This is a genomic window from Rhizobium sp. ZX09 (assembly GCF_017357485.1).
GTDB lineage: Bacteria > Pseudomonadota > Alphaproteobacteria > Rhizobiales > Rhizobiaceae > Agrobacterium > Agrobacterium pusense.
The window spans coordinates 987,247-1,009,536 of record NZ_CP031363.1 but is presented as its reverse complement, the minus strand read 5'-3'; the positions used below and the strand labels follow the sequence as shown (position 1 = coordinate 1,009,536).

General features: G+C 60.1%; 29 protein-coding genes. 13 read left to right on the top strand and 16 right to left on the bottom strand.

What is annotated here, in order from left to right; all coding sequences use genetic code 11:
• The first annotated feature begins 58 nt into the window (after positions 1-58).
• Positions 59-742: a winged helix-turn-helix domain-containing protein gene (locus tag BTN45_RS04950; protein WP_042935937.1), complete on the top strand. Its 684-nt coding sequence runs from the start codon at positions 59-61 to the stop codon at positions 740-742.
• A 23-nt stretch (positions 743-765) separates the two neighbouring features.
• Here BTN45_RS04950 and BTN45_RS04945 read toward each other — a convergent pair whose 3' ends face one another.
• Positions 766-1,923: an aminotransferase class I/II-fold pyridoxal phosphate-dependent enzyme gene (locus tag BTN45_RS04945; protein ID WP_006698022.1), complete on the bottom strand. Its 1,158-nt coding sequence runs from the start codon at positions 1,921-1,923 to the stop codon at positions 766-768.
• 173 nt (positions 1,924-2,096) lie between these two features.
• Here BTN45_RS04945 and BTN45_RS04940 point away from each other — a divergent pair, with 173 nt between their 5' ends.
• From BTN45_RS04940 to aat, 5 genes are all read left to right on the top strand, one after another.
• On the top strand, positions 2,097-2,864 hold the full coding sequence (locus BTN45_RS04940) for a DsbA family protein (protein WP_173614591.1): 768 nt from the start codon (positions 2,097-2,099) through the stop codon (positions 2,862-2,864).
• 125 nt (positions 2,865-2,989) lie between these two features.
• The gene (gene aroQ, locus BTN45_RS04935; protein ID WP_004441429.1) at positions 2,990-3,427 is read left to right on the top strand and encodes a type II 3-dehydroquinate dehydratase; all 438 of its coding nucleotides are present in this window, start codon (positions 2,990-2,992) and stop codon (positions 3,425-3,427) included.
• Between the two features lie 25 nt (positions 3,428-3,452).
• On the top strand, positions 3,453-3,941 hold the full coding sequence (gene accB, locus BTN45_RS04930) for an acetyl-CoA carboxylase biotin carboxyl carrier protein (RefSeq protein ID WP_173614590.1): 489 nt from the start codon (positions 3,453-3,455) through the stop codon (positions 3,939-3,941).
• Between the two features lie 12 nt (positions 3,942-3,953).
• Positions 3,954-5,300 (top strand): acetyl-CoA carboxylase biotin carboxylase subunit, encoded by a 1,347-nt coding sequence (gene accC / locus BTN45_RS04925; protein WP_004441425.1) that lies wholly within the window; start codon positions 3,954-3,956, stop codon positions 5,298-5,300.
• Between the two features lie 6 nt (positions 5,301-5,306).
• Complete coding sequence (gene aat / locus BTN45_RS04920) at positions 5,307-5,921, top strand: leucyl/phenylalanyl-tRNA--protein transferase (protein WP_072494319.1); 615 nt, start codon at positions 5,307-5,309, stop codon at positions 5,919-5,921.
• Positions 5,922-5,934: 13 nt separating this feature from the next.
• Here aat and BTN45_RS04915 read toward each other — a convergent pair whose 3' ends face one another.
• The 5 genes from BTN45_RS04915 to gatB all read right to left on the bottom strand — a co-directional run bounded on the left by BTN45_RS04915 (position 5,935) and on the right by gatB (position 9,792).
• Entirely contained in the window at positions 5,935-6,372 is a 438-nt protein-coding gene (locus BTN45_RS04915) for a DUF2155 domain-containing protein (RefSeq protein WP_004441417.1), read from the bottom strand.
• Between the two features lie 130 nt (positions 6,373-6,502).
• A complete protein-coding gene (locus tag BTN45_RS04910; protein ID WP_004441414.1) occupies positions 6,503-6,901 on the bottom strand; it encodes an NADH:ubiquinone oxidoreductase subunit NDUFA12 in 399 nt (132 codons plus the stop codon).
• A 109-nt stretch (positions 6,902-7,010) separates the two neighbouring features.
• Positions 7,011-7,484 (bottom strand): GNAT family N-acetyltransferase, encoded by a 474-nt coding sequence (locus BTN45_RS04905; protein ID WP_045534090.1) that lies wholly within the window; start codon positions 7,482-7,484, stop codon positions 7,011-7,013.
• A complete protein-coding gene (locus BTN45_RS04900; protein ID WP_006698018.1) occupies positions 7,481-7,978 on the bottom strand; it encodes a GNAT family N-acetyltransferase in 498 nt (165 codons plus the stop codon). Before BTN45_RS04900 ends, BTN45_RS04905 begins: the two co-directional genes overlap by 4 nt.
• A gap of 308 nt (positions 7,979-8,286) precedes the next feature.
• Positions 8,287-9,792 (bottom strand): Asp-tRNA(Asn)/Glu-tRNA(Gln) amidotransferase subunit GatB, encoded by a 1,506-nt coding sequence (gatB, locus tag BTN45_RS04895; RefSeq protein WP_006698017.1) that lies wholly within the window; start codon positions 9,790-9,792, stop codon positions 8,287-8,289.
• Between the two features lie 151 nt (positions 9,793-9,943).
• Between gatB and BTN45_RS04890 the strand changes: the two genes are divergently transcribed.
• Positions 9,944-10,276, top strand: coding sequence for a DUF1294 domain-containing protein (locus BTN45_RS04890; RefSeq protein WP_207589128.1), 333 nt, complete (start codon positions 9,944-9,946; stop codon positions 10,274-10,276).
• On the opposite strand, the gene BTN45_RS04885 is transcribed toward BTN45_RS04890, so the two are convergent.
• The gene (locus tag BTN45_RS04885) at positions 10,258-10,767 is read right to left on the bottom strand and encodes an N-acetyltransferase (protein WP_207589127.1); all 510 of its coding nucleotides are present in this window, start codon (positions 10,765-10,767) and stop codon (positions 10,258-10,260) included. The two genes, BTN45_RS04890 and BTN45_RS04885, sit on opposite strands and share 19 nt — an antisense overlap.
• Positions 10,768-11,040: 273 nt before the next feature.
• Between BTN45_RS04885 and BTN45_RS04880 the strand changes: the two genes are divergently transcribed.
• Positions 11,041-11,298 carry a YjhX family toxin gene (locus tag BTN45_RS04880; RefSeq protein ID WP_006698014.1) on the top strand — a complete coding sequence of 86 codons (258 nt, stop codon included), beginning with the start codon at positions 11,041-11,043 and terminating at the stop codon, positions 11,296-11,298.
• Positions 11,299-11,354: 56 nt separating this feature from the next.
• Here BTN45_RS04880 and BTN45_RS04875 read toward each other — a convergent pair whose 3' ends face one another.
• The 4 genes from BTN45_RS04875 to BTN45_RS04860 all read right to left on the bottom strand — a co-directional run bounded on the left by BTN45_RS04875 (position 11,355) and on the right by BTN45_RS04860 (position 14,501).
• On the bottom strand, positions 11,355-11,858 hold the full coding sequence (locus BTN45_RS04875) for a GNAT family N-acetyltransferase (protein ID WP_348649826.1): 504 nt from the start codon (positions 11,856-11,858) through the stop codon (positions 11,355-11,357).
• Complete coding sequence (gene gatA, locus BTN45_RS04870; RefSeq protein WP_112765752.1) at positions 11,849-13,330, bottom strand: Asp-tRNA(Asn)/Glu-tRNA(Gln) amidotransferase subunit GatA; 1,482 nt, start codon at positions 13,328-13,330, stop codon at positions 11,849-11,851. Before gatA ends, BTN45_RS04875 begins: the two co-directional genes overlap by 10 nt.
• A 54-nt stretch (positions 13,331-13,384) precedes the next feature.
• Entirely contained in the window at positions 13,385-13,672 is a 288-nt protein-coding gene (gene gatC, locus BTN45_RS04865) for an Asp-tRNA(Asn)/Glu-tRNA(Gln) amidotransferase subunit GatC (protein WP_004441400.1), read from the bottom strand.
• Positions 13,673-13,796: 124 nt separating this feature from the next.
• Positions 13,797-14,501: a metal-dependent hydrolase gene (locus tag BTN45_RS04860; RefSeq protein ID WP_112765751.1), complete on the bottom strand. Its 705-nt coding sequence runs from the start codon at positions 14,499-14,501 to the stop codon at positions 13,797-13,799.
• Between the two features lie 84 nt (positions 14,502-14,585).
• On the opposite strand from BTN45_RS04860, the gene BTN45_RS04855 reads away from it, so the two are divergent.
• On the top strand, positions 14,586-14,888 hold the full coding sequence (locus BTN45_RS04855; protein ID WP_022556051.1) for a zinc ribbon domain-containing protein YjdM: 303 nt from the start codon (positions 14,586-14,588) through the stop codon (positions 14,886-14,888).
• Between the two features lie 14 nt (positions 14,889-14,902).
• Positions 14,903-15,382, top strand: a complete 480-nt coding sequence (gene ruvX / locus BTN45_RS04850; protein ID WP_207589126.1) for a Holliday junction resolvase RuvX — start codon at positions 14,903-14,905, stop codon at positions 15,380-15,382.
• Here the strand turns inward: ruvX and BTN45_RS04845 are convergent.
• From BTN45_RS04845 to BTN45_RS04825, 5 genes are all read right to left on the bottom strand, one after another.
• Positions 15,334-15,651, bottom strand: a complete 318-nt coding sequence (locus tag BTN45_RS04845; protein ID WP_207589125.1) for a DUF6105 family protein — start codon at positions 15,649-15,651, stop codon at positions 15,334-15,336. The two genes, ruvX and BTN45_RS04845, sit on opposite strands and share 49 nt — an antisense overlap.
• A complete protein-coding gene (locus BTN45_RS04840) occupies positions 15,648-15,809 on the bottom strand; it encodes a hypothetical protein (protein ID WP_004441388.1) in 162 nt (53 codons plus the stop codon). Before BTN45_RS04840 ends, BTN45_RS04845 begins: the two co-directional genes overlap by 4 nt.
• A gap of 250 nt (positions 15,810-16,059) precedes the next feature.
• Positions 16,060-16,704: a TetR/AcrR family transcriptional regulator gene (locus BTN45_RS04835; protein ID WP_004441386.1), complete on the bottom strand. Its 645-nt coding sequence runs from the start codon at positions 16,702-16,704 to the stop codon at positions 16,060-16,062.
• A 148-nt stretch (positions 16,705-16,852) separates the two neighbouring features.
• Positions 16,853-17,464, bottom strand: a complete 612-nt coding sequence (locus tag BTN45_RS04830) for a GNAT family N-acetyltransferase (protein ID WP_004441384.1) — start codon at positions 17,462-17,464, stop codon at positions 16,853-16,855.
• 137 nt (positions 17,465-17,601) lie between these two features.
• Positions 17,602-19,254 carry an acyl-CoA dehydrogenase family protein gene (locus tag BTN45_RS04825; protein WP_004441382.1) on the bottom strand — a complete coding sequence of 551 codons (1,653 nt, stop codon included), beginning with the start codon at positions 19,252-19,254 and terminating at the stop codon, positions 17,602-17,604.
• 129 nt (positions 19,255-19,383) lie between these two features.
• On the opposite strand from BTN45_RS04825, the gene BTN45_RS04820 reads away from it, so the two are divergent.
• From BTN45_RS04820 to plsY, 3 genes are read left to right on the top strand one after another with little or no spacing between them, the layout of a single operon-like run.
• Complete coding sequence (locus BTN45_RS04820) at positions 19,384-20,325, top strand: aspartate carbamoyltransferase catalytic subunit (protein ID WP_003502441.1); 942 nt, start codon at positions 19,384-19,386, stop codon at positions 20,323-20,325.
• Complete coding sequence (locus BTN45_RS04815; RefSeq protein ID WP_207589124.1) at positions 20,322-21,614, top strand: dihydroorotase; 1,293 nt, start codon at positions 20,322-20,324, stop codon at positions 21,612-21,614. Before BTN45_RS04820 ends, BTN45_RS04815 begins: the two co-directional genes overlap by 4 nt.
• 45 nt (positions 21,615-21,659) lie before the next feature.
• Complete coding sequence (plsY, locus tag BTN45_RS04810; RefSeq protein ID WP_207589123.1) at positions 21,660-22,277, top strand: glycerol-3-phosphate 1-O-acyltransferase PlsY; 618 nt, start codon at positions 21,660-21,662, stop codon at positions 22,275-22,277.
• Positions 22,278-22,290: the final 13 nt, after the last annotated feature.

Sequence of the window (22,290 nt, the reverse complement as noted above, 5' to 3'; positions counted from 1 at the left end):
TTCTGCCTCTCCCTTCTACGCCATTGTCATGCCTCGATGCTTCGGTTACCATCGAAGCATGAAAGACGGACCCGTGATTGCCAATGTTGCCGCCCTTATCGGCGATCCTGCCCGCGCCAACATCTTGACGGCGCTGATGGACGGGCGCGCGCTGACAGCGAGCGAGCTCGCGGAAGCCGCGGGTGTGACCCTGCAAACTGCCAGCGGTCACCTGTCAAAGCTCTCGGACGCACAATTGCTGAAAGCGGAAAAACAGGGTCGACATCGATATTTCCGCCTCTCCGATGAGGATGTGGCGCAGGTTCTGGAAGCGTTGATGGGGCTTGCCCAACGCACTGGCGCGGTACGTGTGCGCACCGGGCCGAAGGACAAGGCGCTTCGTGAGGCGCGCATCTGCTACGATCATCTGGCCGGGGAAAGCGGCGTGGCACTGCTTGCCGCCATTACCGCAAAGGGTCTCCTGACGTTAGGTGATGATCCTGCCTTAACGGAGAGCGGACGCGACTTCTTCTCGAACTTCGGCATAGACCTTTCGCCGCTCGAAAAGGCCCGCCGCCCGGTCTGCCTGCATTGCCTGGACTGGAGCGAACGCCGGCATCACCTCGGCGGCGGGCTTGGCGCATCGCTTCTTGAAGCGATGCAGCAGCGCGACTGGTTGCGGCGCGGAAACGGCCGTGTGCTGACCTTTACTGCCAAGGGTGAAAAGGCGTTCAACAGCACCTTTGGCTGCACGCCCGCCTGATCTCCCCAGCGTATGATACCCGGTTATTTCAGCCAGCCGGCTATACGCCCAACGGCCTCGGCAATGTCAGACACGGAACCCGCATAAGAAATCCGCAGCGCCCTGTGGCCTTCCTCCGGGTCGAAATCCATGCCTGGTGTCGCTGCCACGTCGATTTCTGCCAGCATACGCTTTGCGAAATCCATGCTGTCATTGGAAAAACGGCTGGTATCGACATAGGCATAAAACGCGCCATCCATTGGGGATGCCAGCGGCAGGCCTATTTCCGGCAGTCGCGCCATCAGGAAATCGCGATTGGTGCGATAGCTCTCCCGATAGACATCCAGTTCCTCGGCCGCCGAAAAGGCTGCGGTCGCCGCAAGCTGCGACAGTTCAGGCGGGGAAATATAAAGGCTCTGGGCCAGACACTCGACCGGACGGACGAGGTTTTCCGGCAAGACCATCCAACCGATGCGCCAGCCCGTCATGCAATAATATTTGGAGAAGGAATTGATGACCACCGCATTGTCGGTGATTTCGAGTGCGCTCGTCTCTTCGCCGACGAAGGTAAGGCCGTGGTAAATCTCATCGGAAATGAAGGCCATGTCGCGGCTTTCGCAATAGGTCGCAAGCCGCTTCAGCGCCTCGCGGCCTGTGACGGTGCCGGTCGGATTGGCCGGGCTTGCCAGCAGAACGCCCTTCAGCTTGCAGCCCGCTTTCGTTTCCGCACGCTCCAGACTTGCCGGCGTCAGCGTGTAGCCGGTTTCAGCCGTGACCGGCACTTCCACGACGTTGAGGCCGAGAGCCTTCAGGATATTGCGATAGGCCGGATAACCGGGCCTCGCGATCGCGACATGATCGCCCGCGTCGAAAAGGCTGAGAAAGGCAAGATTGAAGGCCGCTGACGAGCCCGTTGTCACGGCGATGCGAGCCGGATCAATCGCGACCTGGTGACGCAACCGGTAATGGCCGGCAATCGCCTCCCGCAGTTCGCGCAGGCCGAGCGCATCGGTATAACCGATCCGCCCATGTTTCAGCGCCTCTTGAGCCGCTGCCAGCGACGCCTTCGGTGCGGGATGGGAGGGCTGGCCGACCGCCATGGAAATGACGGGGCGGCCCGCCTGCCTGCGCCTGTTCGCCTCCGCCAGAATATCCATGGCGTGAAAGGGTTCGACTGCGCTCCGCTTCGACATCGTAATCAAGGGCATGCTCTTTCCTGAACCGTATTTCAGAGACTTGCCGCAGAATCACAATCTTCACAATCATGCGACCATAATGCGGACAAGTATTTTTGCCGTATGGCATTTGGCTTAAAGTAAGGTAATTGCCTTCATAAGATTTCAAGAGGCTCCGGCCGCACAGAATGAGGACCGATATGGCGCATTTTCTCCGTTCCACCCTTCTTGCCAGCGTGACGGCCCTTTCAGCGGTATTCGCCTCCCTGCCCGCGCATGCGCTCGATGAGCAGCAGAAGAAGGAAATGGGCGAGTTCATCAAGCAGTATCTGATCGAGAACCCGGAGATCATGCTTGAGGTTCAGGATGCGCTTGAGCGCAAGCAATATGCGGCGCGCAACGCCAAGGCGGCAGAGGCGGTCGCCGACAACAAAAAGGCGATCTTCGAATCGAAATTCGATCTGGCACTCGGCAATCCCGATGGCGACGTCACACTCGTTGAGTTCTTCGATTACAACTGCGGTTATTGCAAACGCGCCATGGGAGACATGGACAACATCCTGAAGAGCGACAAGAAAATACGCGTCGTGCTCAAGGAATTCCCGATCCTCGGACCGGAATCGGTCGCCGCACATCGGGTCTCCAATGCCGTGAAGCTGCTGGCGCCGGCCAAATATCCGGAGTTCCAGCGCACGCTCCTCGGCGGCCGCGGACGGGCGAATGAGGACAGCGCCATGGAAGTCGCGACCTCGCTCGGCCTCAAGGAAGCCGATATCCGCAAGTCGATGGCGGAAAACCCCAATGATGCGCAGGTGCAGGAAACCTACAAGCTGGCAAACAGCCTCGGCATCACGGGAACGCCGTCTTATATCGTCGGCGAAGAGGCGGTTTTCGGCGCCGTCGGCGCCGACCCGCTGAAGGAGAAAATCGCCAATATGCGCAGCTGCGGTAAAGCCACCTGCTCCTGATTGCTAAAAAAGCAAGTGCATTCCCTGTGAGATGCCGGCCTCGCGGCCGGTTTACGGCTTGCAGGGGCTTTTCCTTGGCGGCTGCGCAGTCTATAGGTGTCGCTGATTTTCGTATGGAAACGTGAATGAGCAACATCATCATCGTCATCAACGGCCCCAATCTCAACATGCTGGGAAAAAGGGAACCGGGTATCTATGGTGGCAAGACGCTGAAGGACATCGAGAATGATTGTCTTCAAGCCGGTGCCGATCTCGGTTTCGCAGTGGAATTCCGCCAGTCCAACCACGAAGGCGTGCTCGTGGACTGGTTGCATGAGGCGGGAGAAAGGGCGGCGGGTGTCGTCATCAATCCCGGCGCTTACAGCCACACCTCTATCGCGTTGCACGACGCCATTCGCGCGATTTCCACGCCCGTCGTGGAAGTGCACATTTCCAACATCCACGCCCGGGAAGAGTTCCGCCACAAATCGATGGTCTCACCGGCAGCGAAGGGCATGGTCTGTGGTTTCGGACCATATGGATACGTCATGGCGCTTCACGCGCTGAAAAACATCACGGCATAAAAAGAAACAAAGAATAGGGTTTGTCATGTCTGAAAAGAAACAGGGTATCGACAAGGAACTGATCCGCGAACTCGCGAATATCCTCAACGATACCGACCTTTCGGAAATCGAAGTGGAGCAGGATGACCTGCGCATCCGCGTTTCGCGCGCCGCTCCCGCAGCCACGGTTTATGCCGCAGCACCGCCCGCTTATGCACCGGCTCCCGCAGCAGCGCCCGCCGCGCCGGCAATCGCGGCCCCTGCTGCTCCGGCAGCAGCCGCTGCACCGGCACGCAACCCGGCAAACACCGTGTCTTCGCCCATGGTTGGCACAGTCTATCTCTCGCCAGCCCCTGGCGCCCGCCCCTTCATCGAAGTCGGCGCAACCGTCAAGGAAGGCCAGACACTTCTCATCGTCGAGGCCATGAAGACCATGAACCAGATCCCGGCTCCGAAGTCCGGCAAGATCGTGGAAATCATCGTCAACGACGCACAGCCCGTGGAGTATGGCGAAGCCCTCGTGGTCATCGAATAGAGGCGGTTCAGCATGGTTTCGAAGATCCTCATAGCCAACCGCGGCGAAATTGCGCTGCGCGTCCTGCGCGCCGCCAAGGAGCTTGGCATTCCCACCGTCGCCGTGCATTCCACGGCGGACGCGGACGCCATGCATGTGCGCCTCGCCGACGAAAGCGTATGCATCGGCCCACCACCTTCGCGTGACAGCTACCTCAACATCCACCAGATCGTTGCGGCCTGCGAAATAACAGGTGCGGACGCCGTTCACCCCGGCTACGGCTTCCTGTCGGAAAACGCCAAGTTTGCCGATATCCTTGACGCGCACGGTATCACCTTCATCGGGCCGACCGCCGAGCATATCCGCATCATGGGCGACAAGATCACCGCCAAGCAGACGGCGCAGGAACTTGGCATTCCCGTGGTTCCCGGCTCCGATGGCGAAGTGAAGCCTGAGAACGCGCTGGAAATCGCACGCACGATCGGCTTTCCGGTCCTCATCAAGGCAACCGCCGGCGGCGGTGGTCGCGGCATGAAGGTGGCGAAGACCGAGGCCGATCTGGAAGAGGCCGTTGCGACTGCCCGCTCCGAAGCGGCAGCAGCATTCGGCAACGACGCCGTCTACATGGAAAAGTACCTCGGCAAGCCACGCCATATCGAAGTGCAGGTGTTCGGCGACGGTGAAGGCAATGCCATTCATCTCGGAGAGCGCGATTGCTCGTTGCAGCGTCGCCACCAGAAGGTGCTGGAGGAAGCCAACTCTCCGGCTCTGACGGTTGAACAGCGCATGAAGATCGGCGAGATTTGCGCGAGCGCCATGCGCAAGCTGAAATATCGCGGTGCCGGCACCATCGAGTTCCTTTATGAAAACGGCGAGTTCTATTTCATCGAAATGAACACACGTCTGCAGGTGGAGCATCCGGTCACGGAAGCGATTACCGGCATGGATCTCGTGCAGGAACAGATCCGCGTCGCATCGGGTCAGGGCCTCTCGGTCACGCAGGCCGATATCGAATTCCATGGCCACGCCATCGAATGCCGTATCAATGCCGAAGACCCGCGCACCTTCGTTCCCTCGCCTGGCACGCTGACCTATTTCCACACGCCGGGCGGCCTTGGTGTGCGCGTCGATTCGGGCGCCTATCAGGGCTACAAGATCCCGCCCTATTACGACAGCATGATCGGCAAGCTCATCGTTCACGGCCGCGACCGTGACGAATGCATTCGCCGCCTGCGTCGGGCGCTCGACGAATTCGTCGTCGACGGCATCAAGACCACGCTGCCGCTTTTCCAGGATCTTCTTCAGAATGAGGATATCCTGAAGGGCGATTATGATATTCACTGGCTGGAAAAATATCTGGCCGGTGACGCGTCTCACTAAGACGATATGGCTGGGCGGCGCAGCAGAAATAACGACATAACGGTCGATATCCTGCTGCGCGCCTATTCCGCCGGCCTGTTCCCGATGGCCGATTCGGCTGACGATCCCGAGCTTTTCTGGGTCGAGCCGGAAGTGCGCGGTATCATTCCGCTCAATTCCTTCCACATTTCCAAAAGCCTCGCCAAAGCGATGCGCAAGAAGCCATTCGACATACGCTTCAACACCGCTTTCGAGGCTGTCATGGCGGGCTGCGCCGCAGAGGCCCCGGACAGGCCAAGTACCTGGATCAACGCCACCATTCGCAGGCTTTATAGCGAACTGCATCAGATCGGCCATGCCCATAGCGTCGAGGCCTGGGAAGGCAAGGAGCTTGTCGGCGGACTCTACGGCGTTTCGCTGGGAGCGGCATTCTTCGGCGAAAGCATGTTCTCCCGTCGCACCAATGCATCGAAGATTTGCCTCGTGCATCTGGTGGAGAGATTAAAAGCAAGCGGCTTCGTGCTGCTCGACACTCAATTCACGACGGAGCATTTGAAAACGTTCGGCGCCATCGATGTGCCGAAGCTTGAATATGCGAAAATGCTCGACGTCGCCGTCAATCGGCCGAGTCTGCATTTCTAGACGTTATCTTGGGTTATTTGCTTGCCGTAGAGGGAGCAGGCACTTCCGAGTCCTGTTTGCAACCCGTCAGCCATACGTCATAGATCGGGTGTTCCACGGCGTTGAGGCCGGGGCTGTCGGCGAACATCCAGCCGGTGAAGATGCGACGGATTTTACGGTCGAGGGTGATTTCATCCACTTCGACAAATGCGTCGATCTTCTGCGCTTCCGTCTGGTCGCGCGAATAACAGACCTTCGGCGTGACCTGAAGCGCGCCGAACTGCACCGTCTCATCGATATAGACATCGAAGGACGTGATGCGGCCCGTGATCTTGTCGATGCCGGAAAAGACCGCTACGCGGTTTTCAAGCCGGGCGGCGGAGACGGGCGAAATGAGGAAGGCAGCAGAAACCGCCGCGAACAGCGTCACCGTCAGCGCACGCAAAGAACGGTCCCGCGTGATTTTCCTCATACGATGTGTCTCCAAAATTTGCCTGTGTCGGGACGCCGACCGGATCAACGCCTAAGGGCGGAATGTGGCAAAAACCGGTGAGGCCGGATGCATGCGCGGCGTTTTGCACAACACCGCGCATCGCGATAGCTCAGTTGCCGGGTGTCCAGGCGTCGTAGTCGCCGGTCACACGCGGGCGCTCCCCGGCCACAGCCAGCGAGCCCTGAGGGCGATAGGCCTTGGACGAGCCTGTGAGGTTTGGCTGATGCGGCTTCTGCCACTCGCGCGCAACGTAGCTTTCCTGGCTCGGCGGAACGTCGGTGCGATAGTGCATCCAGCCATGCCAGCCGGGCGGAATGGCAGAGGCCTCAGCGTAGCCGTTATAGATCACCCAGCGGCGCGGCATGCCCCAGGAGGTGGTGCCGCCTTCGTAATAGGTGTTACCCAACTCGTCCTGCCCCACCTTCTTGCCGAAACGCCAAGTGTGAAACCGCGTTCCGATCGTCTGGCCGTTCCACCAGGTGAAGATTTGCGTCAGGAGAGTCTTCATTCTACGTTCCTCAGGCTTGAATGCGCCGCAGCGATTTTCCGTGCACGGCACAAGACATGCTTATGCCGCCCCTCACGCCAATTGTCCAGCATTTCAAGATATATCCGTGCTATTTCAGCTTCATCCTGAAGCCAAGATGCCGCTTCTCGAAACCCAGCCGCTCGTAGAAGCGGTGCGCGTCCAGCCGGGCCATGTTGGAGGTGAGCTGCGCGGCTTTCAGGCCCTGACAGCGGGCTTCATCAAGACAATAATTGATCATTACCGCGCCGATGCCGCGACCGCGCATGTCGGCCCGTGTCTGCACCGCTTCGATGACCATAGACCTGGCCCCTCGCCCGACGAGTTTGGTGAGGATCGCCGTCTGAAAGGTGCCGACCACCTCGCCGTCCAGTTCGGCGACGTAAAGCGTTTCGCTCGGCGACGCCTCGATTGCCCGGAAGGCGGCAAGATAATCGGGCTGTGCCGATTCGTCCGCCGTATCGCCGTGGCCGCCGATCTCGTCAGCGGCAAAAATGGCGGCGAGCGCCGGCAGATCGTCTTCACGGGCCGTTCGAATTATCAGATTTTCCAGGGTCGCGTTCATCGGGTCAGGCTCTTTTCCATCACGATGCCGGGCAGCCCCTCGATACCCGCCATGCGCTCGATTCGGTCCACCTCGACAAATCCGACGCCTTCATAGAAGTTGATTGCGACAGTATTTTTGGGCTCGACCTCAAGCCGCATGATTTCCGCGTCGGGAAAGCAGGTTTCTAGCTCTGCGAAGAGATCGCGGCCAACGCCCTGCCGCTGAAGATCGGGCGCCACGTAGAGCTGATGCAGCAGCGCCGTCTTCGCCATCTTGGTCGACATGGAGCCGTAAGCCATGCCGCCGATCCGCTTGCCGTCATCGGCGACAAGGAACTCGCCGCCCTTCTTTTCGACGCGGTCTTTCATGGCCTGCGGCGAATGCCAGGCTGCGATCAGCTCGTTGACCTTATCCGCGCCGTAGATTGCGTCATAGGTCGCGTGCCATGTCGTCGCGAGCAGCGCCCGGACTGGCTCGATGTCACGCAGGCTGGCTGTGCGGATGAAAAACATGATCTGGCTCCGTCTTGAAACAGAAATGCCGGGCGTTGATCCCGGCAGAAGTGATGTCAGTCGCCCTTGCTGGACGTCATCCTCTGGTTTGCCCCACCGTGTGGCTTAATCGGAATAATCCGGACTAAAACCATTACTTCCGTCATGCCGGTCCCTGGAACAAGCCCGAGGATGATCCGGCATCCGCCCGACGCGCGTCTGCGCGGTGAAAAGACCCTTCACCCAAGGACTTGGGCTGGCTGGATCCCGGCTCAAGGCCGGGATGACGGAGACCCTCTGCCGTTACTCGAGCGGGAGGCAGCCGTCGCTTACTCTTCCTCGATTCCGAGCTTCGCTTTCACCAGCGCCTGCACCGCCTGCGGGTTGGCCTTGCCGCCCGTCGCCTTCATGACCTGGCCGACAAACCAGCCGGCGAGCGTTGGCTTCGCCTTGACCTTCTCGACCTGATCCGGGTTGGCGGCGATGATCTCGTCGACAGCCTTTTCGATGGCGCCGGTATCGGTTACCTGCTTCATGCCGCGGGCTTCAACGATCTCGGCCGGATTGCCGCCCTCGTTCCAGACGATTTCAAACAGATCCTTGGCGATCTTGCCAGAGATGGTCTCGGCCTTGATCAGATCGATGATGCCGCCGAGCTGTTCGGGCGACACCGGCGTCGTCTCGATGTCCTTGCCCGACTTGTTCAGCGCGCCGAGCAGGTCGTTGATGACCCAGTTGGCGGCAGCCTTTGGATCGCGTCCGGCGGCGACGGCTTCGTAATAATCGGCAATCGCTTTTTCTGAGACCAGAATCGAGGCGTCATAGACCGACAGGCCGAGATCGGCGACGAAACGGGCCTTTTTGTCATCAGGCAGTTCCGGCAGATCGACCTTCAGTGCCTCGACGAAAGCATCATCGAATTCGAGCGGCAGCAGGTCCGGATCGGGGAAATAGCGATAATCATGCGCATCTTCCTTGGAGCGCATGGAGCGCGTCTCGCCCTTGCCGGGATCGAACAGGCGGGTTTCCTGATCGATGACGCCGCCATCTTCCAGAATGGCGATCTGGCGACGCGCCTCATATTCGATGGCCTGACCGACGAAGCGGATGGAGTTGACGTTCTTGATCTCGCAGCGCGTGCCGAAGCCTTCGCCCGGACGGCGCACGGAGACGTTGACGTCGGCGCGCATGGAGCCTTCGTCCATGTTGCCGTCGCAGGTGCCAAGGTAACGCACGATGGAGCGCAGCTTGGTGAGATAGGCCTTCGCCTCATCCGACGAACGCATGTCCGGCTTGGAGACGATTTCCATCAGCGCCACGCCAGAACGGTTGAGGTCCACGAAGGACATGGTCGGGTGCTGGTCATGCATCGACTTGCCGGCGTCCTGCTCCAGATGCAGGCGCTCGATGCCAATCTCGATATCCTCGAAATTACCCTGGCGGTCGGGACCAAGCGAAATGGTGATGGTGCCTTCACCGACGATCGGATCCTTGAACTGCGAAATCTGGTAGCCCTGCGGCAAATCCGGATAGAAGTAGTTCTTGCGGTCGAAAATCGAGCGGTTGTTGATCTTTGCCTTGAGGCCGAGACCGGTGCGCACCGCCTGCTTCACGCATTCCTCATTGATAACGGGCAGCATGCCTGGCATGGCGGCATCGACCAGCGACACGTTGGAATTCGGCGCGTTGCCGAAAGTGGTGGAGGCGCCGGAGAACAGCTTGGAATTGGAGAGAACCTGCGCATGCACCTCCATGCCGATCACGATTTCCCAATCGCCGGTGGCGCCGGGAATGAAGCGTTTCGGGTCGGGGGTGCGCACGTCTACAAGGGTCATCTCAAGCTCACGATATACGGGTTCTTTGGCCTTGGTGGGTAGAACAAATGAAGCGCTGGCGCAAGACATCTTGCACCCCGTCGCGCGACGGCCGGAATTTTCGAAGACATCGGATACGCGTTTTTTACCCTTACAGGTTTCAATTCACGCCATGCAAGCGATCGCTCTCTGCTTCCTGGCCTATATCGCCTTCAATCTCTTCGTCTTTCTTGTCTATTGGTGGGACAAGGAAGCGGCGAGGAATGGCGGATGGCGTATCCGGGAAAGCACGCTGCTTTTGCTCGCGCTCGTGGGTGGCAGTGCGGGCGCTATCTCGGCGCAAAGGTTGCTGCGGCACAAAACCCGCAAGGAACCGTTTCGCAGCAAGCTGATATCGATCGTCATCTTGCAGGCGGGCCTCGTCGCATCGCTCCTCATCACGCCGGACTGGCCGATGCGGCTGATGGCCACTCTACAAACCCTGTTTCAGAACGCCGGCCCGTAAAGACCATTCTCGACCTCAGCCAGTTGCTTCTGCAGGCCCACCGATTGCACCTCGCGGTCCAGCTTCGGCGCATAGGAAACCGGGAGCCAGCGAATGCTATAGCCATGGTAGCGGAAAAAGGCGACGGCCGGTTCATTCTGGGCATGGGTTTCAAGCCGTATGGTCTCGAAGCCCTTTTCCTCTATCAGACGTTCGATGTCGCCCAGCAGGCGGCTGCCGACGCCCCTCCGCTGAAACTCCGGATCGATCCAGAAGTCGGAAATCGCCTCGTCAAAATGCTCCCGTGCCGCCCAACCCGCAACCGCGCCGCTGAATTCCGCCACGCGTATTGCAAGCCAGGACGAGCGGGTGAAATTGGAAAAGGCGCTCGCCGCATTGTCGTAAAGCGTCGGTGTGATGCCGAGAGCCGCGGTTGCCTGCCGCCACGCCCTGAGGCCGATGGCCGCCAGAACCTCCGCTTCCTGCTCATACGCGTTGCGAATGACGATCAAGCCGCGCCCTCCTTGGCCGTTTGAAGTAAACCATTGCGGGTGCGATTCGACCAGCGTGGTTTTCCCGCTCCTTGCGGGACTTGACCGCGCCGGTTTGGCCCATTACCCAAAAGGAGCAAGAACGGAGTTTTTATGTTCGCTCAATCGGAGTCCCGGTAAAGGCCCTGCCCGCAAGTTTCTTGCGCGCCGGGCCAAATGAAACCGAGCCGGATGCCCTAACGGCACCCGGGTTTGCTTTCACGCGTCTAGAAGACGCCGACCGGACTTCCAACAATGGACATTTCCCGCGCCGAACAGCGCATTCTTCACCTGCTCGCCCAGGGCGGCAGAATTGAACTCGTTCGAGACGACGCCCGCAAAATTGAAAAACTTTCGCTCTTCACGCGCGAAGGATGGATTTTCAGCGGCCTCGATCTCCTCACCTTCCGCAAGCTGAAACGGAAGCGAGCCATCGCCTCCTCCGGTGGCAAGCCCTACCGCATTACCACGCGCGGGCTGGAACTTGTGAGGGGTGAGCTGGACAACCGATAAACTGACCGGGCGGCGGCAATGCCGTCGCCCGGCAGTTCGCCACGCGGCATCGACGGTCACAAATTATAAGAGAGCATTTGCTCCAGCTTCACCTTCTCAAGTTCGACTTTCATGATGTCGGACCATTCCATGCCGCGCCAGACGATCTGAAAGCCGCAACGCTGGTAAAGACCTATGGCGGCGCGATTTCTCGCATGGGTGTCGATGGTGGCAAGCGGCAGGCCCGCAGCCCGCATCCTGTCGAGAAAGTGGAGGATCAGCGCTTTGCCAATCCCCTTGCCCTGCCAGGTAGGGTCCACCCACAGATCGGAAATATGATGAGGCTTGGCATCGCAAGCGCCCCAACCGACGACAACACCGTCGATTTCGGCCACAACGACATCACCAGTCGGAGACTTGGCGAAGCTTTCGAATTCGCCCCTCACCCGCTCGATGACATGGGAATCGAGATAGGCGGCGTCGAAGGCTTCACCGGCACGCCATGCGGCAAAACCGACAAAGCCGACCGCATCGCGATCGGCTTCGTTCATCTGTCTGAGCTTGAGACTGCTTACCACCACTTGGCAGGCGTGAACTTGCCCGCTGCCTGCTCGATGGCGTGGGCCGTCTTGAACAGCGTTTCTTCTTCGAACGGCTTGCCGATGAGCTGCAGGCCAAGCGGCAGGCCCTTGCCATCAAGACCAGCAGGCACCGAGAGGCCGGGAAGACCGGCCATGTTGACGGTGATGGTGAAGACGTCCTGCAGGTACATCTTGACCGGATCGGAAGCGAGTTCCTCATCACCGACAGCGAAGGCGGAAGACGGCGTGATCGGCGCCAGAATGGCGTCCACACCCTCGTGGAAGACGTTTTCGAAGTCGCGCTTGATGAGCGTGCGTACCTTCTGCGCCTTGAGATAATAGGCGTCGTAATAACCGGCCGAAAGTACATAGGTGCCGACCATGATGCGACGCTGCACTTCCTTACCGAAACCGGCGGCGCGGCTCTTTTCGTACATGTCGGCAATGTCCTTGCCGTCGACGCGCAGGCCGTAGCGGACGCCGTCATAACGGGCAAGGTTGGACGAGGCTTCTGCCGGTGCGACGATGTAATAGGCGGGAAGCGCGTATTTGGTGTGCGGCAGTGAGATGTCGACCACCTCTGCACCGGCGTCACGCAGCCATTCGACGCCCTTGGCCCAGAGCTTTTCGATTTCGTCAGGCATGCCGTCAACGCGGTATTCCCGGGGGATACCGATCTTCAGCCCCTTCAGCGACTGGCCGATAGCCTTTTCGTAATCCGGCACAGGAAGGTCAACCGAGGTCGTGTCCTTGGCGTCGACGCTTGCCATGGTCTTCAGCAGGATGGCCGCGTCGCGCACGTCGCGGGCAATCGGGCCAGCCTGATCGAGCGACGAGGCGTAAGCGACAATGCCGAAGCGCGAGCAGCGGCCGTAAGTCGGCTTGATGCCGACGGTGCCGGTGAAGGCCGCCGGCTGGCGGATGGAACCGCCGGTATCGGTTGCGGTGGCGCCGGCGCAAAGATGCGCGGCAACGGCAGCGGCCGAACCGCCCGAGGAGCCGCCAGGCACCAGCTTCTGCTCGGAACCATTGGCGCGCCACGGGTTGATGGCCGGGCCGTACCAAGAGCTTTCATTGGACGAGCCCATGGCAAATTCGTCCATGTTGAGCTTGCCGAGCATGACGGCGCCCTGATCCCAGAGGTTCTGGGTGACGGTGGATTCGTATTTCGGCTTGAAGCCATCGAGGATGTGCGAGCAGGCCTGGGTATGAATGTCACACGTTGCGAAAAGGTCCTTCACGCCGAGCGGAATACCTTCCAGCTCACCCGCGGAACCGGCAGCAATACGGCCGTCGGAGGCTTTCGCCATCTCGCGCGCCTTTTCGGGCGTCGTCGCCACATAGGCGTTCAGCGCACCGTTGGCGGTGTCGATGGCGGAGAGATAGGCGTCGGTGAGCTCAAGGGCGGAAAATTCTTTCGCCTTCAGCTTCTCGCGGGCTTCGGCAATGGTCAGGCTCGTCAGGTCGGTCATGGTCGGCAACGGCTTTCGAAAATCTCGGAAAAATCGGGCGGCAAGATGGATCGATTACTCGACCACTTTCGGCACCATGAAGAAATTGCGATCGGTCGCGGGCGCGTTGGCGACGATGTCGTCCGCCTTGTCGCCATCGGTCACCTCGTCGGCGCGCTTCTTCATCGCCACCGGCGTCACCGACGTCATCGGCTCGACGCCATCCACATTCACTTCCGAAAGCTGCTCCACGAAACCGAGTATGCCATTCAGCTGGCCGAGCATGTTCTGTGCTTCGTCTTCAGTGACAGCGATACGGGCAAGGCGCGCAACACGCTTTACGGTGGCGAGATCGACGGACATGGTTTTACTCCGATGGGATATTTCCCATTCGCTATAATGACCATGTCCGTCCTTCGCAACGGTAGAAAGCATGTCGCGGCTAACTCTGCGGCGGTTTTGCGCTCACGACATGCGGCGTTGACGCTTAGAAGGACAGGACGTCGCCCGCCCTGGATGTGTGGACGCGCGCTTCGGCACCTTCCATGCCGGCCACGAATTTCTCCGGCGTCTGGTCGATTATCGGGAAGGAGCCGTAATGGCAGGGAAGCACGTGCTGGAACTTGAAGAAGCGCTGGCAGGCAAGCGCCGCCACAGCTCCGCCCATGGTAAAGCGGTCACCGATCGGCACGAGACCGATATCAGGCTGATGCAGTTCATTGATGAGCTTCATGTCGGAGAAGATATCCGTATCGCCCATATGGTAGACGGCCGGACCGTCCTCGAAATGCAGCATTAGGCCGTTGGCATTGCCGAGCGAATGGGAAACGCCGTCCTCGGTGATCTGGGCGGAGGAATGCAGCGCATTGGTGAAGGTAACCGAGAAACCGTCAAAATGAACGGTGCCGCCGGTATTGCCCATATCGACCTTCGCAACACCCTTGGCGGAAAGCCACGCGGCTAGATCGGCATTCGCCAGCACGGTCGCACCCGTCTCGCGGGCAAGCTGCACGGTATCTCCGACATGGTCGCCATGGCCGTGGGTCAGCAGAATATGGGTGACGCCTTCGGCTGCAGACTTGCCATCCTGCCCTGCAAAACCGGGGTTGCCGGTGAAAAACGGATCGATGAGAATCTTCGCGCTGCCGTTTTCCAGACGGAAGGCGGAATGGCCGAGCCAGGTGATTTTCATGGGAAGTTCTCCTTTGTATTGCCGGTATAATATGACATAGGACGGCCGGAACAACCGCACTACCTGTATTTAAGAGGGGCGACAATGGCCGCTGACAATGACGATTATGTGTACGACGAAGCGACCGGCGAATGGCGCCCTGCTTCCGAACTGGCCGCAGAAGCGGCACGCGCGAAGGAAGTGCGCGATGCAGCAGGCAATGTGCTCGCGGATGGCGATTCCGTGACCTTGATCAAGGATCTGAAAGTCAAGGGCACCAGCACCGTCATCAAGCAGGGCACGGTCATCAAATCGATCCGGCTGACCGATAATCCGGAAGAAATCGATTGCAGGCATGATGCGGTGAAGGGTCTGGTGCTGCGCACCGAATTCGTCCGCAAGCGATAAGGACAGCACGCGACATGGCAACACTCACCATCGAGGAACTGGCGGCAACGCTTCAGCCCGCGCAGGCAATTGCCGGCCTCGACCTTGGTACGAAAACCATCGGGCTCGCCATGTCGGATCTGTCGCGGCGTTTTGCGACACCGCGCCCCGTTATCAAGCGCGTGAAATTCACGCTGGATGCGGAAGTGCTGCTGGCCTTCGCTGAAAAGGAAAAGGTCGCCGCCTTCATTATCGGCCTGCCGATGAACATGGACGGCTCCGCCGGGCCCCGCGTGCAGGCAACCCGCGCCTTCGTGCGCACCATGGGCGAAAAAACCGCCCTGCCCTTCGTTTACTGGGATGAGCGGCTTTCGACCGTTGCGGCAGAGCGCGCTCTTCTCGAAATGGATGTGTCTCGCGCCAAGCGGGCCGAACGCATCGATTCGGCGGCGGCGAGCTTCATTCTTCAGGGTGCGCTGGACAGGCTTTCCGCAGTCACCCGCGCGGCCGACTGACGGCCCTGCCACCAGGCGTAAATCTGCCTGCGCTTGCGGAAACCGAGAATCACAAAAACGATCAGGCTGTCGACCGCAATGGCACGCGCCACCAGCGGCGGCAGGCTTTCTGGCGGAAGTCCGAGAATATTCCCGTATATCTCGAAGACGAGATCGTGGGTCTGACGTGTGAGCATGTAGAAGCCGAAGCTCATGTCGTAATAGGAAAGCCAGTACCAGCTGCCCAGCAGCGCGACAGGACCGGCCCAGAGGATCAGAAACCACTTCATGCCGCCTGCCCCCGCACAAACAGTGTATCGGGGATGCCAGCAAGCACCGCCCAGCGCGCCACGGCCATCAGGCAGAGGTTCAGCGCCGGCACGTCGATATCCAACGGCAGCATAGCAAAAAACGTCATCATGACGCCCAAAGCTGTCCAGCGGCTCACTTGCGGCTCCCTTATGCGCAATCATTGCGCATGGTTAACATTTCGTTAATCCACACTGGACCGGCCGCGATGGAGAGGCAAATGAAAGCTGTGATTATGGTTAACGGCGGGCGGCCGGCATGTGGAAAACAACGTGACCGGCTGAACGGACGGACGCGCCGAGCGGTTGCCGGCCCGGTAAGAACATGGCTGATTTTTCTTTAATGCCCAGCTTCCAGCGCGGCTGCCTGGGCCCGTGTCTGAGACCGGTTCAGCCGTAAACGCCCCGCACCAGCCTTTTGACGGCAGTGGCGATCTTGTCCCAGTCCCGATCCGATTTGAGCGCAACACCGGCAAACTGCCCGCTGGTGGCGGCGGAAATGACAAGGTGCTGGATGGCGGCGAACAGCACGGCATTGACGGCGGCGGTATCAACACCCTTCGGCGCCGCCAGCGAACCGCGCATGCGCTCCAGCCATTTGCCAAGCGACTTGGCACGGGCTTCCGCCAGCTGGCGCACCTGCGGCGAGCCGTCGGAAACTTCCCAGGCGATGATTTTGCAGACAAGAGGGTCGCTGCGCAGCGCATCCATGAAGTAGAGCGCCAGCTTTTCCATCAGATCACCATAGGTCAAAAGGAACATGCCGCCGGTATCTTCCGGAATGCGATCCTTCACCCAAGACCCGAGATCCTCACCGATCGCCTCAATCAGACCATCGAGGCCGCCGAAATAACGGTAGATCAGCTGCTTGTCGCAGCCGGCACGGCGAGCAACGGCATTGATCCCGAAGCCCTGAAATCCCTCTTCGGCAAGCAGCGACCGCGCCGCATTAAAAATCGCCTTCTCGGTCTGAGCGCGATCCTTGATGCGCTTTTCCGGTCTGTCGGCTGAAATCGCCTCTGCGGTCGCCAGCATGATTCCCTACCCGTTTTCTGAAAGCCTGACTACACGGGTTAACAAAGCATGAAGGCAAGGACAATGTGATGGGAAGATTGGACGGAAGGTTCCTGTGGATGACGTGGCAGGGCCAACAATATCGCCCCGCATTCCCAGCGTGAGCCGCTCACTCCAACCCCATGCCAAACCACACGCTGCCGGGGGTTTCGTGGCTGTCCAGACGCTTGAAACCTCGGGTTTCCCAGAAACGCATTCCGGCCAGGTTGCGTTCGCTGGCGCCGAGGTGGATGCCGTAGACGTTGTTCTGTCGGGCCATATCCAGCCAGCGCGACAGGAGCCGGGTGCCGCCGCCCTTACCCTGCGTGCGTGGCAAAAGGTTCATGTGTATGTGGGCGGGGAACGGGTCGGTGAGCCAGGCCGGGGTGCGGCGTGGGTGGTGAATGAAATGGGCGCGGCGCTGGTCGGCGTCCCATGTCTGCTGGTCGCCCCCAGGATCGGCATAGATGGCGCGCAGATGCGGCCACCATTCCCGCTCCAGTCGCTCTTCATGCAGGGCCGTATCGAGCGCGCCGACGATGTAACCGCAGACGCCTTCCTCATCCTCGGCAACGAATACAGCATCCGGCCACAGATGCAGATAGGGCACGGAATAGATATGCCCCACCATGCGGCCATCGTTGTAAAGTGGCGTGGCATCCTGGCCGGCATCGCCGGTGGCGAGGCTTATGGCATAGAGCGCGTCTTCATCCTCGGAACGAGCGGAGCGAAAAGTCAGCATCGGCCGCCATCCTCCATTGCCGCGCCTCGATGTGCGAAGCTATCGTGACAGACAAGAATACGTCCTAGGCCATTGCTGTTCTTCAAATCCGAGACCCCTCCCGCCGGAACTGTAAAAACTTCATCCGCATCCATCGCTCAAGCTGCAGGCGGATAAAGAAGATCGATTATATAAGTCGGATCGAAGCGGGAATCGAGCATGCCGTAAGTATGCCGCCAGCCACCGGCAAGCCGGGTTTCGAGGAAGGCATCGGCAATCTTGCCGGCGCCGAGGCGGCAAAGCTCGGCGGCAGCGGCCGCAAGCGCGAACTGCTCCACCAAAAGGCGAGCTGCCCCCTCATCACGTTCGGCAAGTGCGATTGCGGCGCGCAGCACGTCCGTTGTCTTCTTCCCGGCAGGTCCGAGATCACGCTCCAGCGTCTGGAAGACAAGATCGAACAGGTCCTTGCCGCGCTGAAGAACCCGCAGGACATCCAGCGCCATGACGTTGCCGGAGCCTTCCCAGATGGCATTGACGGGCGCTTCGCGATAGTGGCGGGCAATCGGCCTCTCTTCCACGTAACCATTGCCGCCAAGGCATTCCATGGCTTCGTAGATAAGCGCCGGCGCAATCTTGCAGCACCAGTATTTGACGATCGGCGTCATCACCCGCGCATAGGCGGCTTCGGCCGGATTGTTGCGGGCGGCATCAAAAGCACTCGCCAGCCGGAAGGAAAGCGCGGTCGCGGCTGCTACATCGAGCGCCATGTCGGCGAGCACGCGCGTCATGATCGGCTGGGTGACCAGCATCTTGCCGAAAACGGAGCGACCGCGGGCGTAGTGCACGGCTTCGGCGAGCGAGGCGCGCATCATGCCGGCCGACGCCAGCGCGCAATCGAGCCGCGTCAGCGTCACCATGTCGAGAATCGTGCGAATGCCGCTACCGGGATCGCCAAGCAGATAACCGAAGGCATCGGTGAATTCGACTTCGGCGGATGCATTGGATCGATTGCCCAGCTTGTCCTTCAAACGCTGGAAGTGCAGACCATTTTTCGAACCGTCCTCGAGATAACGCGGCACGAGGAAACAGCCCATGCCGTCACCCATCTGGGCCAGCATGACAAAACCATCGCTCATCGGCGCAGACAGGAACCACTTGTGGCCTGAGAGACGGTAGATGCCCTCGCCCACCCGCTCTGCCGTGGTGCGGTTGGCGCGCACATCAGTGCCGCCCTGCTTTTCCGTCATGCCCATGCCGATGGTGACGGCAGTTTTCTGCAAGGCCGGCTTCTGTGCGGAATCATATTTGCGCGAGAGGATCTTCGGCGCCCATTCCTTCTGCACACGCGGAGACGCCATGATGGCGGCAACGGAAGCGCTGGTCATGGTCAGCGGGCAGAGATGACCGGCTTCCAGCTGCGAGGTCAGGTAGAACTTCGTCGCGCGGGCCTTGTGCTCGTTACCGCGCGTGTCGGGCGAGTTTTCCCACACGCTGGAATGCAGGCCCGAGGACATGGAACGGCGCATCAGCGCGTGCCACGCCGGGTGGAATTCCACCTGGTCCAGACGCTCGCCCCGCGGGCCGTGTGTGTGCAGCTGCGGCACGCCCTGGTTCGCCATACGCGCCAGTTCCTGCGCCTCATGCGAGGTGACATAGCGGCCGATCTGATCGAACTCGTCCCTCAGATTGCGTGACAGGCCGGAGGTCAGATCGACGATCAGCGGATCGGAACGATAGGCGTTGATACCGGACCAGAGGCTGGGCTGGTTCAGTTCGGCGAGCTGTTCTTCTGTCCGGTTCATGCCTGTCATTCGCGTCCTTCTATCGGGATTCGTGCTTTATTGCGTGTATATGCCAAAACCCGGCTTATCGCATGCTTGCCCGCAACGCCACCTGTCTTTATAGACCCGTTGACTATTGCGACCCGGAGGACAATTTCCATGGTCTTTTTTCCCCATCGCCATCTCCTCGGCATCAAGGGGCTTTCCCATCAGGATATTACCCTGCTTCTCGACAAGGCTGATGAGGCGGTGAAAATCAGCCGCCAGCGCGAGAAAAAGACCTCGACGCTTCGGGGCCTGACACAGATCAATCTCTTCTTCGAAGCTTCGACCCGGACGCAATCCTCCTTCGAACTTGCCGGAAAGAGGCTTGGTGCAGATGTGATGAACATGTCGGTCGGCAACTCCTCGGTGAAGAAGGGCGAAACGCTGATTGACACGGCGATGACGCTGAATGCCATGCGCCCGGATGTGCTTGTCGTGCGCCACTCCTCGGCCGGTGCCGCCGCCCTTCTGGCGCAAAAGGTCGCCTGCTCCGTGGTCAATGCCGGCGACGGCCAGCACGAGCACCCGACACAGGCGCTTCTCGACGCGCTGACCATCCGTCGCGCCAAGGGCGAGCTTTCGGGCATCACGGTGGCAATCTGCGGTGATGTGCTGCACTCGCGCGTTGCCCGCTCCAACATCATCCTTCTCAACCAGATGGGCGCGCGCGTTCGTGTCGTCGCCCCGGCCACGCTTCTTCCTTCGGGCATTCGCGACATGAGCGTGGAAGTCTTTCACGACATGAAGGAAGGGTTGAAGAATGCCGATGTGGTGATGATGCTGCGCCTCCAGCGTGAGCGCATGTCCGGCTCCTTCGTGCCTTCGGTGCGCGAATATTTCCATTATTACGGTCTGGATGCCGAAAAGCTGAAGGCGGCCAAGGAAGATGCGCTTGTCATGCATCCCGGCCCGATGAACCGCGGCGTGGAAATCGCCTCCGAAGTGGCCGATGGCCCGCAGAGCGTCATCGAAAGCCAGGTTGAAATGGGGGTCGCCGTGCGCATGGCCGTCATGGAAACCCTGCTTGTCTCGCAAAACCAGGGTGAGCGCGTATGAGTGCCGTTACCGTTCTCAAGAACCTCCGCATCGTCGATCCCTCCCGTAATCTCGACGAGAACGGCAGCATCGTCATCGGCGCCGATGGTACCATTCTTGCTTCAGGAAAAGACTCTCACAATCAGGGTGCGCCCGACGGTGCGACGGTGCGCGACTGCAAGGGTGTCGTGGCCGTTCCGGGTCTGGTGGATGCCCGCGTCTTCGTGGGTGAACCCGGTGCCGAACACCGCGAAACCATCGAATCCGCATCGCGTGCGGCAGCGGCCGGCGGCGTCACCAGCATCATCATGATGCCTGATACGGATCCCGTGATCGATGACATCGCCCTTGTCGAATATGTGAAAAAGACGGCGCGTGACAAGGCAATCGTCAATGTGCATCCGGCAGCCGCTCTGACCAAGGGTCTGCGGGGCGAGGAAATGACCGAATTCGGCATGCTGAAGGAAGCCGGTGCGGTGGCCTTCACCAACGGCCGCAAGGCGCTGTCCGATACGCTGGTCCTGCGCCGCGCCATGACCTATGCCCGTGAACTCGGCGCTGTCATCGCGCTCGAAACCCGCGACAAATATATCGGCGGCGGCGACATGAACGAGGGGCTATTCGCGAGCTGGCTCGGCCTGTCAGGCGTTCCCAAGGAAGCCGAGATCATTCCGCTGGAGCGTGACCTGCGCATTGCCGGCCTGACGCAGGCGATCTACCACGCCGCCAAGATTTCCGTGCCGGAATCGGCAGAGGCGATCCGGGTTGCGCGGCAGCGGGGCGTGAAGGCCACCTGCGGCATCTCGATCAATCACCTGACGCTCAATGAAAACGATATCGGCGAATATCGCACTTTCTTCAAGCTCTCCCCGCCGCTGCGCGCCGAAGACGACCGCAAGGCAATGGTGGAAGCGCTGAAGGACGGCACCATCGATATCATCGTCTCTTCGCACGACCCGCAGGATGTCGATACCAAGCGGCTGCCGTTTTCGGATGCTGCGAGCGGCGCTGTCGGGCTCGAAACCATGCTGGCGGCGGCGCTGCGCCTCCACCACAGTGGTGAAGTTCCGCTGATGCGGCTTATCGATGCGCTCTCCACCCGCCCGGCCAAGATTTTCGGTCTCGATGCAGGAACGCTGAAAGCGGGTGCCCAGGCCGATATCACCCTGATCGACCTCGACGAACCGTGGCTCGTGGCCAAGGAACAGCTGGTCTCGAAATCCAAGAACACGCCGTTTGAGGATGCGCGGTTCAGCGGTCGCGCCATCGCCACTTATGTGGCTGGCAAAGCCGTTCATTCCTTGGCATAAGATCATCAACAGATCACGCGGCAGGCGGGACAGAGGGGACATTGAATGAGTGCTTTGACTGACTGGCAGACCGCGCCGGCCCTTCTCGCGCTTTCAGCGCTGATCGGCTATCTGTTGGGCTCCATTCCCTTCGGCCTCCTCCTGACCCGCATGGCCGGGCTGGGCGACGTTCGCAAGATCGGCTCCGGCAATATCGGCGCGACCAACGTGCTGCGCACCGGCAACAAGAAGCTCGCCGCCGCGACCCTGTTGCTGGACGCACTCAAGGGCACGGCGGCAGTTCTGGTCGCCAATGCGCTCTGGGGTTATGAGGCCTCCCTCGTAGCCGGTTTCTTCGCCTTTCTGGGCCATCTCTTTCCAGTCTGGCTGGGCTTCAAGGGCGGCAAGGGCGTGGCGACTTATATCGGGGTGCTGCTGGGCGCCGCTCCGCTGATGATGCTGGCCTTCGCGCTGATCTGGCTCGCGACCGCCTTCATCACCCGCTATTCGTCGCTCTCTGCGCTCGTGGCAATGCTGGTCATCCCCGTTGCCCTCTGGGTCCTCGGACCAGAAAAAACAGCGCTGCTCGTGATGCTGCTCAGCGTGATTTCCTGGTGGAAACATCGCGAGAACATTGCACGGCTGCTGGCGGGCACCGAAAGCAGGATCGGTCAAAAGGGCTGAGGCCGTCCCGGGG